16 protein-coding genes are annotated in these 16,166 nt (G+C 54.8%); 8 read left to right on the top strand and 8 right to left on the bottom strand.

Annotated features, from left to right (window positions below; genetic code table 11):
• Window positions 1-40: 40 nt before the first annotated feature.
• Window positions 41-877 (bottom strand): LysR family transcriptional regulator, encoded by an 837-nt coding sequence (locus L1D47_RS07995; protein WP_041510228.1) that lies wholly within the window; start codon window positions 875-877, stop codon window positions 41-43.
• A 156-nt stretch (window positions 878-1,033) separates the two neighbouring features.
• Between L1D47_RS07995 and L1D47_RS07990 the strand changes: the two genes are divergently transcribed.
• The 5 genes from L1D47_RS07990 (at window position 1,034) to L1D47_RS07970 (ending at window position 7,480) form a co-directional block, all read left to right on the top strand.
• Window positions 1,034-2,209, top strand: a complete 1,176-nt coding sequence (locus tag L1D47_RS07990; RefSeq protein ID WP_041510229.1) for an acyl-CoA dehydrogenase — start codon at window positions 1,034-1,036, stop codon at window positions 2,207-2,209.
• Between the two features lie 108 nt (window positions 2,210-2,317).
• Window positions 2,318-4,627: an alpha-ketoacid dehydrogenase subunit alpha/beta gene (locus tag L1D47_RS07985; RefSeq protein ID WP_239883897.1), complete on the top strand. Its 2,310-nt coding sequence runs from the start codon at window positions 2,318-2,320 to the stop codon at window positions 4,625-4,627.
• 14 nt (window positions 4,628-4,641) lie between these two features.
• Window positions 4,642-5,712 carry an ACP S-malonyltransferase gene (locus L1D47_RS07980; protein WP_239883895.1) on the top strand — a complete coding sequence of 357 codons (1,071 nt, stop codon included), beginning with the start codon at window positions 4,642-4,644 and terminating at the stop codon, window positions 5,710-5,712.
• A gap of 152 nt (window positions 5,713-5,864) precedes the next feature.
• Entirely contained in the window at window positions 5,865-6,299 is a 435-nt protein-coding gene (locus tag L1D47_RS07975; protein WP_239883893.1) for a GNAT family N-acetyltransferase, read from the top strand.
• Between the two features lie 614 nt (window positions 6,300-6,913).
• Window positions 6,914-7,480 (top strand): acetate uptake transporter, encoded by a 567-nt coding sequence (locus tag L1D47_RS07970; protein WP_239883888.1) that lies wholly within the window; start codon window positions 6,914-6,916, stop codon window positions 7,478-7,480.
• On the opposite strand, the gene L1D47_RS07965 is transcribed toward L1D47_RS07970, so the two are convergent.
• From L1D47_RS07965 to L1D47_RS07945, 5 genes are all read right to left on the bottom strand, one after another.
• Window positions 7,477-8,661: a response regulator gene (locus L1D47_RS07965; protein WP_239883886.1), complete on the bottom strand. Its 1,185-nt coding sequence runs from the start codon at window positions 8,659-8,661 to the stop codon at window positions 7,477-7,479. The genes L1D47_RS07970 and L1D47_RS07965 overlap by 4 nt on opposite strands.
• Window positions 8,658-8,996, bottom strand: a complete 339-nt coding sequence (locus L1D47_RS07960) for an Hpt domain-containing protein (RefSeq protein ID WP_041510233.1) — start codon at window positions 8,994-8,996, stop codon at window positions 8,658-8,660. The genes L1D47_RS07965 and L1D47_RS07960 overlap by 4 nt, the downstream gene beginning before the upstream one ends.
• Window positions 8,986-11,733, bottom strand: coding sequence for an ATP-binding protein (locus L1D47_RS07955; protein ID WP_239883878.1), 2,748 nt, complete (start codon window positions 11,731-11,733; stop codon window positions 8,986-8,988). The genes L1D47_RS07960 and L1D47_RS07955 overlap by 11 nt, the downstream gene beginning before the upstream one ends.
• 149 nt (window positions 11,734-11,882) lie before the next feature.
• On the bottom strand, window positions 11,883-12,557 hold the full coding sequence (locus L1D47_RS07950) for an OmpA family protein (protein WP_239883876.1): 675 nt from the start codon (window positions 12,555-12,557) through the stop codon (window positions 11,883-11,885).
• 639 nt (window positions 12,558-13,196) lie between these two features.
• Window positions 13,197-13,697, bottom strand: coding sequence for a YcxB family protein (locus tag L1D47_RS07945; RefSeq protein WP_345778760.1), 501 nt, complete (start codon window positions 13,695-13,697; stop codon window positions 13,197-13,199).
• Window positions 13,698-13,842: 145 nt separating this feature from the next.
• Here L1D47_RS07945 and L1D47_RS07940 point away from each other — a divergent pair, with 145 nt between their 5' ends.
• The 3 genes from L1D47_RS07940 (at window position 13,843) to L1D47_RS07930 (ending at window position 14,947) form a co-directional block, all read left to right on the top strand.
• Complete coding sequence (locus L1D47_RS07940; protein WP_041510236.1) at window positions 13,843-14,160, top strand: DUF1971 domain-containing protein; 318 nt, start codon at window positions 13,843-13,845, stop codon at window positions 14,158-14,160.
• 164 nt (window positions 14,161-14,324) lie between these two features.
• The gene (locus tag L1D47_RS07935; protein ID WP_239883874.1) at window positions 14,325-14,693 is read left to right on the top strand and encodes a hypothetical protein; all 369 of its coding nucleotides are present in this window, start codon (window positions 14,325-14,327) and stop codon (window positions 14,691-14,693) included.
• Window positions 14,694-14,698: 5 nt separating this feature from the next.
• Window positions 14,699-14,947 (top strand): hypothetical protein, encoded by a 249-nt coding sequence (locus L1D47_RS07930; RefSeq protein ID WP_041510238.1) that lies wholly within the window; start codon window positions 14,699-14,701, stop codon window positions 14,945-14,947.
• A gap of 62 nt (window positions 14,948-15,009) precedes the next feature.
• Here the strand turns inward: L1D47_RS07930 and L1D47_RS07925 are convergent, their stop codons facing one another.
• On the bottom strand, window positions 15,010-15,432 hold the full coding sequence (locus L1D47_RS07925; protein WP_239883866.1) for a VOC family protein: 423 nt from the start codon (window positions 15,430-15,432) through the stop codon (window positions 15,010-15,012).
• A gap of 98 nt (window positions 15,433-15,530) precedes the next feature.
• Entirely contained in the window at window positions 15,531-16,136 is a 606-nt protein-coding gene (locus tag L1D47_RS07920) for an NAD(P)H-dependent oxidoreductase (protein WP_239883864.1), read from the bottom strand.
• Between the last annotated feature and the right edge of the window lie 30 nt (window positions 16,137-16,166).

Below are 16,166 nucleotides of genomic sequence, written 5' to 3'. Positions count from 1 at the left end.
GGCGAAATGTTGCGCAGCGATAGGGAGCCTGTGATCCCTTTTAGCTATAGAGTTTACTGACTTGTTGCAACTGCCTCTGCTGCTCGGTGCGCTCCCCCTCTCTGGGCATGGCCAGGCCGACGGTGCGCCTGAGCTGCAAGTCGCCAATCGCCTTATAGATGATGTTGTTCTGCTCCATCAGTACCGGAAGGGCGGGCACCAGGGCGATACCCACGCCGGCGGCCACTAACCCCACGGCATATTCTACCGTCTGGATCCGCGCGCGGATCTGCATCTTTATCCCCTCCAGATCCATCAGCTGCTGCAGATCCGCCAGGGCCTCGCAGGGGGCGCGGTGGATGAAGGGCTGGCCGCTGAGATCCTGCAGGCGAATCTCTTTCTTCAAGGCCAGGCTCATGTTGGAAGGGATCGCCAGCAGGTAGTCGTCATGCCAGATGGGCTGAAATACCTCATCGGACTTTAGCTGGCTGGTGGTGATGATACGGGCATCGCAGGGTTCGTTGGCCTCGACCAGGGTAAGCTCCATATCATGGCAGGCCTGACTAAAGTCTTTGAGCAGCATGCTCATGCGCTGTACCCCGAGTGAGTTGATCAGGCCAAGCTTAAAGGGCTGGCGCTGCTCGGGGGTATTAAAGAGCGAGGCTATTGCCTTGGACTCGTTTAATAGGCGCTGGGCCAGGGGGTAGAGGCGCTCGGCGGATTCTGTTGGGCTGACCCCTCGGCCGTGACGCTGGAAAAGTTGGGTATTGAGCTCATCTTCCAACTGGCTGATGGCCGAGGAGATCGACGGCTGGGCGATATAGCACTGCTTAGCGGCGGCGCTGATGGTGCCTTTATCGTAGACGGCGACGAAGTAGCTCAGGGCTCTCAGGTTCATCTTTACCCTTACGTAAGATATAGAAAATAACTATGTAAGCTAAACAAAAAGAATATTTTTTCTACGGATAAATTATGCCTATGCTAGTCGAATTAGCAAGTGATGAATTAGTCACCAGCGACAACCACAACAATAATGACAGCAAGGAACAGACTCATGGCTCGAGTGAAATTTGATTGGCAAGATCCACTGCAATTCGATGCGCTGCTTAGCGAAGATGAACGCATGATCCGTGACATGGTGCACGACTATGCGCAAGAAAAGTTGATGACCCGGGTATTGATGGCCAATCGCGAGGAGCATTTCGATCGTGAGATCATGAACGAACTGGGCGAGCTGGGACTCCTGGGGGCGACTCTGCCCGAGGCCTATGGTTGCGCCAATGCCAACTATGTCAGTTATGGCCTGGTGGCCCGTGAAATCGAGCGGGTCGATAGCGGTTATCGTAGTGCTATGAGCGTGCAGTCTTCATTGGTGATGCACCCCATCTATACCTATGGCAGCGAGCAGCAGCGCCAGAAGTATCTGCCTAAGCTGGCCACTGGCGAGTGGGTAGGCTGTTTTGGTCTGACCGAGCCGGATGTGGGCTCAGATCCCGGTGGGATGAAGACCCGCGCCGAGCGCATCGAGGGGGGCTACCGTATCAACGGCGCCAAGATGTGGATCACCAACTCGCCCATCGCCGACGTGTTTGTGGTGTGGGCCAAGCTCGACGGGGTGATCCGCGGCTTCATCCTGGAGAAGGGGATGAAGGGGCTAAGCGCGCCTAAGATTGAGGGTAAGTTCAGTCTAAGGGCATCGATCACGGGTGAGATAGTGATGGACAATGTTGAGGTGGGTGAAGAGGCGCTATTGCCTAACGTCGAGGGACTCAAGGGCCCATTCGGCTGCCTCAACAAGGCTCGCTACGGCATCGCCTGGGGCGCGCTCGGCGCCGCCGAATTCTGCTGGCACGCGGCGCGTCAATATAGCCTAGATCGTATCCAGTTTAACCGTCCGCTGGCTGCCACTCAGCTGATTCAGAAGAAGTTGGCCGACATGCAGACAGAGATCACCACTGGTTTATTTGCCTGTCTGCAGGCCGGTCGCTTGATGGATCAAGACGCCTTGCCGGTCGAGGCCATCTCACTGATTAAGCGCAACTCCTGCGGCAAGGCACTGGATATCGCCCGTACCTCCCGCGACATGCATGGCGGCAACGGCATCAGCGACGAGTTCCATGTCATTCGTCACGTGATGAACCTTGAGGCCGTCAACACCTACGAGGGCACCCATGATATTCATGCGCTCATCCTGGGTCGTGCGCAGACCGGTATCCAGGCCTTCGGTTAATTCCTCTCCTTCAGCTCGGAGCGACGGCGTCGCTCCGCCTTCTCGTCGCAGCGGCCTGTTGAACGCCTGTGGTATAGGCCTTGTTGCGCCCAATTGAGGTAGATCAACTTGGAAGATAGAGCTATTGCCCTCGACAGGCAATTTGTCGAACGTGTATCACAGCAAGATTTCCTGGAGATAGAGCAGGGCTGGTGCCACACTCGCCTGGGGCTCAGCGATGCCGATTTTGTCGGCATGTTCGAGTCTCAGATGAAGAGCCGGCTGCTGGATCTCGAGTCCCGTAAGATGCGGGCCCGCAATCAGGGCTTCTATACCATAGGCAGCTCGGGTCACGAAGGCAACGCCGCCTGCGCCGCGGCGCTGCGCCCGACCGATATGGCATTTCTGCACTATCGCAGCGCGGCCTTCATGATAGAGCGGGCGCGTCAGGTGCCCGGCGAGACGTCTCTGTGGGACATGCTGCTCTCCTTCGCCGCCTCCAGCGAAGATCCCATCTCGGGCGGACGCCATAAGGTGCTCGGCAGTAAGCGCTTGATGATACCGCCGCAGACCTCCACCATCGCCTCTCACCTGCCTAAGGCGGTGGGGGCAGCCCTGAGTATTCCCCTGACCCAGCGGCTGGATATCGACAGCGTCTTGCCCGAGGACAGCCTGGTGTTCTGCAACTTTGGTGACGCCTCGGCTAACCACGCCAGCGCCCAGACGGCGATCAATGCCGCGGGCTGGGCCGCCTATCAGCAGGTGCCACTGCCGCTGCTGTTTGTCTGCGAAGACAATGGTATCGGCATCTCCACCGCCACCCCGAGCGGCTGGATCGCAGCCAACTTTCGCGACCGCGCCGGCATCAAGTATTTCTATTGTGACGGTCGGGATCTACTGGACTGTTACCGGGTCAGCCGCCAGGCGGCCGAATATGCCAGAGTCAAGCGCCGCCCCGTCTTCTTGCATGTCAGAACGGTTCGCCTGATGGGGCATGCCGGCAGCGACGCCGAGATTGCCTATCTGAACAAACAGAAGATTTTCGATAACGAGGCGCAGGACCCTCTGCTGCTCACGGCCAAGCAGATCATCGAGGCCAAGCTGATGAGCCCGGATGAAATCGTCGAGCAGTACCAAAGTCTCAAGGCGCGTATCGCGGCCATTGCCAAGGTCGCGGCCGAGCGGCCCAAGCTCACCAGTGCCAAGGCAGCGATGGCGGCAGTAGTCCCACCTGTAAATGACCAGGTTCAGGCACACCAAGATCTGTCCGAAGAAGCCTTTGTGCGGCTATTTAGCGCAGACAAGAACTCCCTGGGTAAACCGCTGCACATGGGCAAGCTTATCAACATGACGCTCACCGAGTTTATGGCACGTCAGCAGAACATAGTGGTCTGCGGCGAGGATGTGGGCAAGAAGGGCGGGGTGTATCATGTCACCTCGCGCCTGGTGGAGCGCTTTGGGCCTAACCGGGTGATCAATACCCTGCTCGATGAGACCTCCATATTGGGGCTAGCCATCGGCATGGCCCACAACGGCCTGCTACCGATTCCCGAGATCCAGTTCCTCGCCTATGTGCACAACGCCGAGGATCAGATCCGCGGAGAGGCGGCGACCCTGCCGTTCTTCTCTAACGGCCAGTTTACTAATCCCATGGTGATCCGTATCGCCGGTCTGGGTTATCAGAAGGGCTTCGGCGGCCACTTCCATAACGACAACTCCCTGGCGGTGTTTCGCGATATACCTGGCCTCATCCTGGCCTGTCCCTCCAATGGCGAAGATGCCATGGGGATGCTGCGTGAATGCGTGCGCCTGGCGGAGCAGGAGCAGCGACTGGTGATCTTCCTTGAGCCGATCGCCCTCTACATGACGCGGGATCTGCACCAGGAGGGCGACGGCCTCTGGAGTCATGCCTATTGTCCTCAGGAGCAGGCCAAGGCGCTGCCCTACGGTGAGCTGGGTGTCTACGGCAAGGGCAAGACACTGGCTATCCTGAGCTATGGCAACGGCTATTACCTTAGCCGTCAGGCCGAGCGAGAGTTGGCCGAGCAGGGGATAGATTGCCGGGTGATTGATCTGCGCTACCTCATCCCGCTTAACGAGGAGGCGATCATTGCGGCGGTCAGCGAGTGTGAACACCTGCTGATCGTCGATGAATGCCGCCGCAGCGGTTCGGTGAGTGAGGCGATAGTCACCTGTGTGCATGAGCGCCTGGGGGATCTCGCGCCGCAGATGGCCAGGCTGACCGCCGAGGATTGCTTTATTCCACTGGCGGAGGCGGCGACCCTGCCGCTGCCGGGTCGCTCGCAGATAGTCGAGGCCGCCCTGGCCCTGGTTGGTGAGCAGGCTTTGATTGGTGATCAGGCGTTGGTTGATGAGCAGGATAAGGACGACGAGGGGAGTGCAACCATCCAGCGCACAGGAGTGAGACAAGCCTTATGACACAGGAAGCTAAGATGATGAAGACAGGCGAAACGGTGGCGACAGGCAAGCTAAGAGCGCTGGTGGTCGCGCCGGGAAGAGGCTGCTACAACAAGGAGGAGCTCGGCTATCTCGCCAGGTACCATAGTGACAAGCTTGCCTTTATCGAGGCGATCGATGCCTATCGGCGTGACTTGGGGCAGAAGCCCATCGCCGAGCTCGATGCTCAGGGTAAATACTCCTTCAAGCTACACACCCCGGGGGAAAATGCCTCGGCCTTAATCTATGCCTGCGCCATGGCCGACTTTATGGATATCGACCGTGAGCGCTTCGATATCGTGGCGGTCACGGGTAACTCCATGGGCTGGTATATCGCCCTGGCGCTGGCCGGCGCCCTGGATGAGCGCGGCGCGATTGAGGTGATCAACACCATGGGCAGCATGATGAGTGACGGCCTGATTGGCGGACAGATGATCTATCCAGAGATGGATGACAACTGGCGCCGGGACAAGACCAAGACAGAACTGCTGGACAGGGTGATCGCCGAGGTGAATGAGCAGGCCTGTTGTGAGCTCTATACCTCTATTCATCTGGGGGGATATAGGGTGCTGGCGGGTAACGAGGCGGGGCTGACTCAGGCTGAGGCTCTGCTGCCAAGGCTTGAAGAGCGCTACCCTATGCGACTGTATAACCATGGCGCCTTTCACTCGCCACTGCTGATGGATATTGCGCGCCGGGGGCAGCAGGCCCTGCCCGAGTCGCTGTTTCATCGCCCCAGATTGCCCATGATCGATGGCAGGGGGCATGTGTGGAATCCTTTCTCCACTGATTTGGCACGACTGCACAGTTACACCTTAGACCATCAGGTGGTGGCGCCCTATGACTTTAGTCAGGCGATGGCCGTGGCGGTCAAGGAGTTTGCCCCTGATTGCGTGATAGTGCTGGGACCGGGTAACACCTTAGGTGGGCCCGTGGCGCAGACGCTGATCGCAAACCAATGGTTTGACTGGCAGAGCAAGCAGGATTTCGGCGAGGCGCAGAAGTTGGCGCCTAAGCTGATCGCCATGGGCAACCCCGCGCAGCGACCCATTGCCACGGGAGAATAAGGGCGTTGCTATGCTTATTGTACCTATGGCATATTGCCTTCTTTTATAAGGAAATATAGGACGTTTATGGCCGAGCAGCAGTTCAACTCCCCCAAGCCCCGGAGATCACTATTCGTCACAGCACAGATGGCGACATAGAGGGGATTTTCGCCTTGTACGGTCAGCCTAGCTGTTATGCCGGTACACTGCAGCGTCCCTACCCATCGCTGGCCTTCTGGCAGAAACGCCTGAAGGATCTGCCACAGAACTGTTACAGCTTGGTGGCCGTGCGTGATGGGCAGATAGTGGGGCAGCTTGGCATGGAGGTCTACAGCAATGCCAGGCGCAAGCATGTGGCCAACTTTGGCATGGCGGTGTGTGAGTCTGCGCGTGGGCAGGGGATCGGCAGTGCCTTGCTGGCCGCCATGATAGATCTGGCGACCAACTGGCTGGCGGTGCGTCGTATCGAACTCGAGGTCTATACCGATAACGAGGCCGCGGTTGCGCTCTATAAGTCCCATGGCTTTGTAATAGAAGGCGAGGCCAAAGATTATGCCTTTCGGGACGGCGGCTATGTGAACGCCTTCCTGATGGCCAGGTGCAGCTAAGCCCTGATTTTGAGCCCTGACTTAGAGCGCTGATTTAGAGTTTTGTCTTTGATGCCTGTCTTTAAGGCCTGGCTTTTAGGTCTGAGCTTGAATCATAGCTTTTAGCATTAGCTTTAAACATTAGCTTTACGCATGAGCTTTAAATGCTCTCTAAGCGCCCAGGCACAGGTGCTATCTGAGACGTAAAACTGATCTAGATCAGCAGATGGTTAACTAAGATCTTCTGCTGATTTTTTTGATAGGTCGATCACGTAAAGCCGTAAACTGTGAGGTTTGTCCTGTCTACCGGGGTTTTACTTGTCCTAAGAGCGCTCGCCTGAGATGACCCGAAACAAACTTTGTGACACCTCTCTCAAAAAGTGGGTTAGCGTGATCATGTTCACTTTATCTCAGGGGCGATATTTATCTCAATGAATTTATGGGATATTTTTACGTCTCGTTAATATCACTACTCGACTATAACTCTTATCTTATTGTTTTATATCTATTTTTGTTATGGCGCGTTGCCCACTCGGGCAGGCATTGTAGTGCCATTAAGACTTCTCTAGAATCCGCCGCGATTTTGACCGCGCCATGGGGGCGCATTCACTGCGAGCGATAACGAGGGGAATTAAATGTCGACAAAATTGGCCAATCCTGCGCCTCTGGGTCTGATGGGGTTTGGTATGACGACTGTGCTGTTGAACATACACAATGCGGGCTTCTTTGACATCGATGCCATGATCTTGGCGATGGGGATCTTCTACGGTGGTCTGGGCCAGGTGCTGGTGGGCATGATGTGCTTTAAACGGGGGGACACCTTCGGCACCACGGCATTTACCTCATATGGCCTGTTCTGGTTGACCTTAGTGGGACTCATTATGCTGCCTAAGCTTGGACTTGCCGCCGCCAGTCCGAGTCATTTCATGGGCTGGTACCTAAGCCTTTGGGGTGTGTTTACCGCCTTCATGTTTGTCGGTTCTTTGCGTTATCCACGCGTCAAGCAAGTGGTATTTGGCTCCTTGACCCTGCTGTTTTTCCTGCTGGCGGCCCGCGACTTTACCGGTAGCGAGTCGATTGGATTGATCGCCGGATTCGAAGGGATATTCTGCGGCGCCAGCGCCATCTACTTTGCCATGGCCCAGGTGCTCAATCAGGAATATGGTCGGGTGATCCTGCCTATCGGTGAGGCTAAAGCTTAGCCATATTCGATGGCGGTCTTGACCGCCTGTAGGATCTCGGTGCGATTGGAGGGCTTAAGAATGTACCCCTTCAGTCCCACCTGAGCCCAGCGCTTGATCAGCTCACGGTTGTTGTTGCTGGTCAGCGCCACCACGGGAATGTCCTTACCGTCGTTATGGACCTTGAGTTGCTTGGTGGTGTTGATGCCATCCAGGTGGGGCATATAGAGATCCATGAGGATCAACGAGTAATCGTTCCCCTTGATCATCTTGAGGGCGGTCAGGCCGTCGCAGGCCTGCTCTGTGTCATACTCATCCTGCTCCAGCACCTTGACGATCATCTCGCGGTATATCTGATTGTCTTCCACCACTAAGATCTTCTTCTTGGGCGGCTTGGCGTCATGCTCATCAAACAAGGAGGAAACCAGGGCCTGACTCGGGAGCCTGCTTTTCTGTTTTGCCTGTACCTTCTGCTTGATATCTTTGATCTCGCTGTGGCGACTGGTGAGCTGCGCCAGGATGAGATCCAGACCATCTTTGATCTCCACCTCAAGCTGGGTCAGTAGGGGCTCGATATGCTGCTTCGCCAGCGATTTGACCAGTGCCTTGTCGTGACCCATGCCCTCGTCGCCATGGGGGAGCTGCTCGGTCGACTGCTCCATGGAGGCCTTGCAGGAGTCGACAGAATCCAGTAGTTGACGCTTACACTGACTGCTGAGTTCGATCAGCGAGGCGAGGTTAGTGTCTATCCGTTCTAGCTGGTCGTCATCCAGACCGGCGTAATGGTCATCCCCCTGACTCTGCCTCAGTCCATTGTGGACTATCATCTTCAGGCGAAACTTCTCATACAGGGGGAGATAGACGAAGTAGTTGTCGAACACCCCCTTGATGCAGCTGCGAAAGGCCAAACCAGATTCCTTGTTCTTACACAGCACAATGGCGTAATGCCTGTGGACGATCTGCTGGTTTTTCAGGAGTTTGGTATAGAGCTCTATGCTGAGTTTCACCGTGCTCATGGCAAAGAGGATCACCGAGGGTTTATGCTCTTTTATCTGCTCGCCCACCAGCCTAGTCACAGGCACAGTGCGGTATTCGTCGACCTGTTCGGCGATGATGTTAGCCGCGCCTGAGATATCCTCCTCCTTCTCATAGAGCATGATCACTTCGGGGTGACGGCTGGCGACGCTAGGTTTTCGAGTCATGAGTTGATCACCTCTATCAGGGATTGCAGGGCGTTCTTGAGCTGGATGATGAGCTGCTTGCACTGAGCCATATCTTGCTCGATGGCGGCGAACTCCAGCTGTTGTAGTTTGTCGGTAACCTCTTCGGCACCAATCGCCTTGGCAGAGGTTTTGAGAAAGTGCGCCCCCTGCTTGAGCCCCTTGAATTCGCGGTTGTTGTAATGGGTAGCGAGTTCGCGCAGGCTGGAGCGGGCCTGGTTGACGAAGTCCTGTTTGAACTGGGCGATGAGGGTAGGATCATTGCCGATGAGATCACGCATGATCTTAGGGTTGAGGATCTGGGGACTATTCTTCATGGCGATACCATTTTTGTATGACCTTCTTCAGGTCTCTCAGCTGCACAGGCTTACTGACAAAGTCGTTCATGCCCGAGCGATAGCAGTCGTCGAGTTCGGTCGCCATGGCGGCACCTGTGATGGCGACAATGGGCACCGACTTACGTTGGGTGCTGGTTTCTATCTGGCGGATCTGTTTGGACATGTCATAACCGTCTAGATTGGGCATATGGCAGTCGGTGAGGATCAGTTTGTAATTCGCCGATTGCCACAGGTGTACACCGGCGAGGCCATCTTCGGCGAGGTTGCAACGATAGCCAAGCATGTCGAGTTGTTTAAGAATAAGCTTCTGATTTAAAGGGTTATCCTCAACGACCAGTATGTCGGCATCCCCCTTGAGTCGAGGCGCTGGCTCCTGAGTTAAGGAGTCAAAGAGCTCTAACTCCATCTCCTCGAGATCGATGGCGAGGTCGGTGTCGAGATGTTTCTGCACCGCCTTGAGCAGCAATGCCTTGGATAACAGATAGATATCCAGGGTGTCTATCTGGGGAATGGCCTGTTTTAGCGCCTTGCGTTGATGTTGGGGCAGGGCCACAAGCCAGTTGCTATGCCCCTTGGGGCTCGCCGCCTGATTAACCAGAAAACTCAGCTCGTCTGGCTCGCCTGTGGCGAGGATAATCACCAGCTGCAGGCTTTGGGTGTCGAAACCCAGGTGCTCGGCCTGGTAGCATTTGACCCGGCCACCCTTGTCGGTCAAACACTGTTTAATCCAGTCCATCTTGCTCTGAGGCTGGCCCAGGTTCACTATCCCTATGGTGTGTTGGGAAAGCGCCTGATTCTGCTCATGGCGTTGGGCGCGCCAGAAGGGAAGCTCGACACAGAATTGGGCGCCCTGACCCAGTTCGCTTTCGAGATTGACGCTACCGCCCATCAGGTTGGTGAGTTTGCCGCAGATAGCCAGTCCGAGTCCCGTGCCGCCGTAGTTACGCGTGGTAGAGCGCTGCGCCTGTACGAAGGGGGTAAAGAGGCGTTTCTGGGTCGCCTTGTCTATGCCTATGCCGTTGTCTGTCACAGTGAAACGCACCCGGGTCACGATATCATTCTGCTCGCTCACGGCGATGTTTAGCGAGACACAGCCCGTCTGTTCCTCTGTGGTGTGGGTGAACTTCATCGCGTTGCTGAGTAGGTTACTGAGGATCTGCCGTACCTTGACGATATCGCCTTCGACCCATTCGGGTAGATCCAGGGCTTCCTCTACGGCGAACCTCAACCCCTGGCGGCTGGCTACCGGCGAGAAACTCTTGATCAGATCGGCGATGACTCCGGTGAGGTGGAAGTCTTGCTGTTCAAGTTGCATCTTGCCCGATTCTATCTTGTTGATATCTAGTATGTCGTTAAGGATATAGATGAGGTTATTGGCCGAGGTCGAGGCGGTTTCGATAAGATCTCTTTCTTCGCTCGACTTATCAGCCAGCGACAGCAGCTCCAGTGCGCCGATCACCGCATTCATCGGCGTGCGAAGCTCGTGGCTGATCATAGAGAGGAACTCACTCTTGGCCTGGCTGGCGATTTCGGCTCGCTCCTTGGCAAGTTGCAGTTCTGTGGTGCGCTGCTTGACCCGGCTCTCCAGCGATTTGTAGCTTTCCTGCAGCGCCAGACGGGCCTGATAGATGGGGGTCTGATCGATGCAGATGCCGTCGATGCGGCTGTTTTGATTGTTCTGTCCCTGGCTCACCTTGCCCTTAGCGAGTATGTAGATGGTCTCCTGGTTGGGCAGAATGGCGCGATACTCCTGATGAAAGGGGGTGCCGTTGGCCAGGGAGTCCTCGACGGCCGTCAATACAGTGGGTAAGTCTTCTGGGTGAATCCGCTCGGCCCACCTCTCTAATACGCCAATATCTTCAAAGTTGAGGCAAAACATCTCGTTGGCTCTTTGATCCCACTGCCAGAACCATCGGCCCCGTTCATCTATTTGTGCCCGCCAGTTACCTATGTTACCGGCCTCGAGCGCCAGCTTCTTCGACTCGTTGGCCTCGTTAAGGGCGTCGAGCATGGCGTTGGATTCTGTCTGATCTTTGATGAGGCCGAGCAGCTTAAAGTGGCCATTGTCCAGGAAGATATGCTCGGCGAATAGCTCATAGACCCTCTCCATATCTTTTGAGTCGATACGAAAACGAAACTGAGTCTTATGTTTGCCCGAGGGCGACGGGGCGAGAAAGCTATCGAACTTATGGCGGTCTTTCACCCTGACCATCTGCTGTAGCACCTGCCAGTCTAGGGGGCTGTGATGGCTCAGCTGTAGCAACTCTTTCATCCTGTTTGAGAAACGCGTCAGGCCCGTGGCTGAGTCATAATGCCAGATGCCGATATTCGCCGAGCAGAGAAAATCCTCGAAACGCTTGAGGTAGGCCTGCTGGATATTGGGATCATCTCTCTGCGCGACAAACAGCAGCTGGTAGCGACTGTCCTCTAGACGGTGGGGGAGCAGTTGATACCAAGGAGTCTGAGACTGGCGGTGGAGGCGTACGTCGAGGGATTGTTCCTCTGTTACTGCATGGGCGATGGCATCAATGAGTGAGGTGCTTGAATCGATTTGATTAAGGGTCAATAGCTGATCGAGCGGGCGCTCGATGATGGCCGCATCATTAAGCTCAAACAAGGCGCAAAGGGCGTGGTTGGCCTCGATGATCAGTCCCTGCTCATCGCAGATAAGCTGCGCAAATGGTGAGTGGTCAATGCTTTTCCCTGTAGGCGCCATGGCATCCACATCCTTGTTATTGCTTAAGAATAAGTCTAGACCTATGTGAGCAATTTTGGGGAGTGGATTTGTGAATCTTTTTTGCGGGAAAGCTTTGGAAGGAGCGTCCCTCGGCTGCAGAGAGCGAGGGACGCTAAAATACTAGCGGGTTAGCCCTTTGGCATTGGGCTCAGTACGATTTCGACACGGCGGTTTTGTGCACGGCCTTGTTGCGTCGAGTTGTCGGCGATCGGACGAGATTCGCCCATGCCTATAGAGCTGATGCGCTGGTTCTCGATTTCACGAGACATCAGGTAGTTGGCCACTTTAGCGGCACGTACCTGAGACAGGCGCAGGTTGTATGACTCGCTGCCCGAGCTGTCGGTGAAGCCCATGATATTCAGCATGGTTTCGTCATATTCCTTGGCCACCAGGGCGACGCTGTCCAGCACGTTCTTGGCGCGGCTGCTTAGCACCGACTGATCGACGCCGAAGGTCACTTCGTTTGGCATGTTCAAGATGATGTTGTCGCCGTTACGGGTGACGCTCACGCCGGTCGATTGTAGCTGTTTACGCAGCTCGGCTTCCTGCACATCCATGTAGTAGCCGATGCCACCACCGACCGCCGCACCTGAGGCTGCACCGATAAGGGCACCTTTACCCCGGTCGCTCTTGCTCGAAGAGGCTACACCGATCGCCGCACCGGCAATGGCACCTATGATGGCACCGTTAGTCGCCTTGGCGTTTTGGGTCTCGTTGGTATACGGGTTGGTTGTTTGACAAGCCGAAATAAAAAGTGTCGAGCCGGCCAAGATTGCCGCGACGAGTTTCTGATTACTGATCATCGTTACTCCATATTTGGTTTGCCCTGGGGCGGAGACCGTCCTTAGGGCTTGTTGTTATGTGCGCTATTGTCGCGTTTTGCTTGCATAATAACAAAGCGAGGCGTTTTTATCGGAATCTATACAAATTTTAATATAACTGCGTCAAATTTAGGGAAGGTGCGAATAAGTCCCGTGCTTGCTCTGCGTGTGCTTAAAGTGGATAGATGCAAGGCACAGTTTGCAGCGAATGGCCCTAGTCCTTCGCAAGAACTGTAACGCAGCAAATACCGCTGTAAGCCTCGCCCTGCGGGGCTTTGATAGCAACACCATTTCGGCGTTATTCAACTTCAGCAGGCCTCGGCATGCCCTCAGTTGAATGCCTTGAACTGTCGCTGCTATCAAAGCCAGAGCTGTGCTGCTTGCTCTGCGTGTGCTTAAAGTGGATAGATGCAAGGCACAGTTTGCAGCGAATGGCCCTAGTCCTTCGCAAGAACTGTAACGCAGCAAATACCGCTGTAAGCCTCGCCCTGCGGGGCTTTGATAGCAACACCATTTCGGCGTTATTCAACTTCAGCAGGCCTCGGCATGCCCTCAGTTGAATGCCTTGAACTGTCGCTGCTATCAAAGCCAGAGCTGTGCGACGACTTGTTCGCACCTTCCTTAGCCCTTTATAGCCCCTTTTTGGCGCACAAACTCGCAGCTGTCCTTATCGAGAAAGCGTTTCGAGAGATAGTGTTTTTGGCCGCTAGACAGTAGCAGAAAACCTGTGGTGGTCTCCTGAATGGTGTCGATATCGTCCCACAGCAGGAGTTGTTTAACATAGAGAGATTCTGTTTTGACTCCTTGCTCGTCCAGGGTGAGGCTGGCTTCGTTGCCGGCGGCCTTACTCATCATCTGGCGGGCGAGGTACCAGGGACGCTTAAACTTGATACTCAAGGCCTCCAGCACACCGAGGGCGATGATAAACCAGGAGGCGTAGGCGTTGACGCCCGTTAATAGCAGCGCCAGGCCGACGAGCAGGAAACCCAGTGCCTTAGCATATGCGGTGCGGGGAACATCTTGGGTCACAGAGGCATCGAAGCACTCGCCATAATAGGCTTTGTCCAGAATAAAGTGTGTGCTGTAGTAAAACGAAGAGTGAGATGAAGCTGTCATGGTCATTGAAATAGCTGAATTTTGGACACAGTGTAATCCCTTATGGATGAAGTGCAATCTTGCCGTTAGCTTGTCTTAGATCTTTGGCAAAATTTAGACTAAGTTTAGCTTTCGGATAGACGGCAACCGGCCGCGATAAGAGAGCTTTATAATGTCATTTGTGCCTAAAGGATATGTGAAGTGTAAGAAGACCCCTGTGTATAGCGAGCAGGATATGCCAGCCATCTACCGTGAGCGGCACTTTACCCGTCACGGCGTGTATGAACAGATCCATGTGATCCAGGGGGAGCTGATGTTTTTCGGCTACCTAGACAAACAGGGTGAGGTCAATCGCGAGGTGCGCCTGTTGGCTAACGAAACGGCGATTTCCCATCCCGGTTACTGGCACAGTATCAAGCCCCTTACCCCTGATACCCGTTTCGAAATTCATTTCTTCATCAAACCCGATGGGCCGGTCGATCAGGCTTAAGCATGTATTTTGAGCAGTCTTATCGACTGTTTCTAACAACAATTCTTTTCGAGCAGCGCTAGCGATAAATTGGTACTTTACCGGCGAGAAGTGAATAAAAGTTAACCTGACTTTCCCTAGGTTAAGTAATAGAGTCCAATGATATTTCTCGCTAAGGAAAGCCGATGAAAACCTCCCCAAACACTGTCTCGAAACATCAAGTCTTGAAACCTCAGGCCTCGAACCATCAGGGATCGAAATATCAGACCTTGAAACCTCTGGCCTTGAAACCTCAGGCCTTGAAAAATCAGGCATCGATGGCAACGACAGATAAGGCCTCGATAGCAGCGCCAGATAAGGCTGCCGCAACCGAGCCTAAGATAGCTACTGCGCCACAGACCGGCTCCTCTTTGTTGCAAGACTTGGCCGAGATGGACACAGGCTTCGCCCTGCTGCAGTCCATGATGCGCTCCAAGACACTCACTATCATGGTGATCATCTTTCTGCTCGCAGGCGCGGGTTTTGCGTTGTTTCTTAGCAAGATGGCGGGGTAATACTCATGTTAGCGGCTAGTCTCACCGAGCTCTTTATCTGGTTTATCTGGGAGATCTTACTCTCGTTTGTTCTTTATACCACGGGCGCCGTGGTGATTGGCCTGCTAACCCTTGGCCGAGTGCAGAAGCCCTTGTACTGGCCCGCCTTGTTCCATCGGGAGAAACGCCTGGCGAAAAATGATTTTTACGCCGTCTACCTGGCAGGCTTTTTCTTCTATCTTCTGCTGTTCACCCTGGTCGTTTACTGGGGATAGGCCTTTTGCTGCAAAATATTGCGGCCCATCATCCCCAGCAGACCTAAAGCACTAGGCTGTGATCAGGCGTCGTAGCGATTGCGTTGTGCTGGCAGGTCAGCTAAATATTGCACAAACTCCACCTCATAGCCGTCGGGATCGATAAAATAGACGTTGCGACGGAAGGGATCGTCCTGTCCCACCTTGTCGACCTCGAAACCCGCTCGACTCAGCCTGGCTATCACGCCGTCGAGATCTTGGGTGGTGAAGGCGAAGTGCGCCAGGCTGACCCGATGGCCCTTGAGATCGCGATTCTCCCCTTCGCCGTCATCGTTGAAGGCCAGATACTGATAGTCGTCACCGAAGTGAACCCAGTTGCGTGGCTTGCCATACCAGCTGCCCTTCCCGCCGCCACGCACCGACCAATGAGGGAAGGCGGCCTGGTAGAAGTTGAGACTGGCGTCTAAGTCTGTGACCACGAGATTGATATGTTCTAGCTGGATCATGATTAAATTCCTTCTCTGTTAGCTTGGTGGTATTCCATTAAAAATGCGCTGGTTTAGCGCTTTGGTATCGGTGCGCTGGCTTTAGCGCTCGCGGCCTGCTACATGCCGTACTGATACTCTTGCTGTTTGGGGTAGGCTTGTTCCCTGTGGCGCAGGCGTATGGCGCCGAGGGCGTCGGCGTATTGACCGAGCATATGCAGGCTGTAATCGATTCGCTCTCTCAGTCCCTGTTCTCTGGCATCGATTTCACCTTCGCCCAACACCTGCTCGACATTACGAATGATTAGATGATCAGAGATAGGTACCAGCTTGTTGTTCTTCAGGGCATTCATCTTTAACTCGGCGATAGGGTAGGTGCCGCTGATCCCGCTGGTGACGGCGACCAGTAGGGCGGGCTTGTGGGCCGTAGCCTGGTTGTCGCACAGCAGTAGAAAGTTTTTCAGCATGGGCGAGGCCATGCCGCCCCATTCTGGGGTGATCAGCACCAATGCATCGGCCTGCTTTACCAGAGGGTCGAGCTTGTGCCAGTCGCTCGCCTGGAGTGCGGAGCCGTTTCTGTCGCCGTCCCAGAAGGGCAGATCGTAGCGACACAATTCGACATGCTGTATCTCACTGAATTGATTGGCATGTTCGCTAAGATATCCGGCGACTCTGGCGCTCTGGGACCCGGGACGTTGGCTGGCACTGACGATAAGAAGTTTCATTATATAAACCGAAGTTTCATTATATAAACC

Source organism: Shewanella sp. Isolate7 (assembly GCF_022398425.1).
Classification (GTDB): domain Bacteria; phylum Pseudomonadota; class Gammaproteobacteria; order Enterobacterales; family Shewanellaceae; genus Shewanella.
This window is presented reverse-complemented; position numbering and strand designations above follow the sequence as displayed.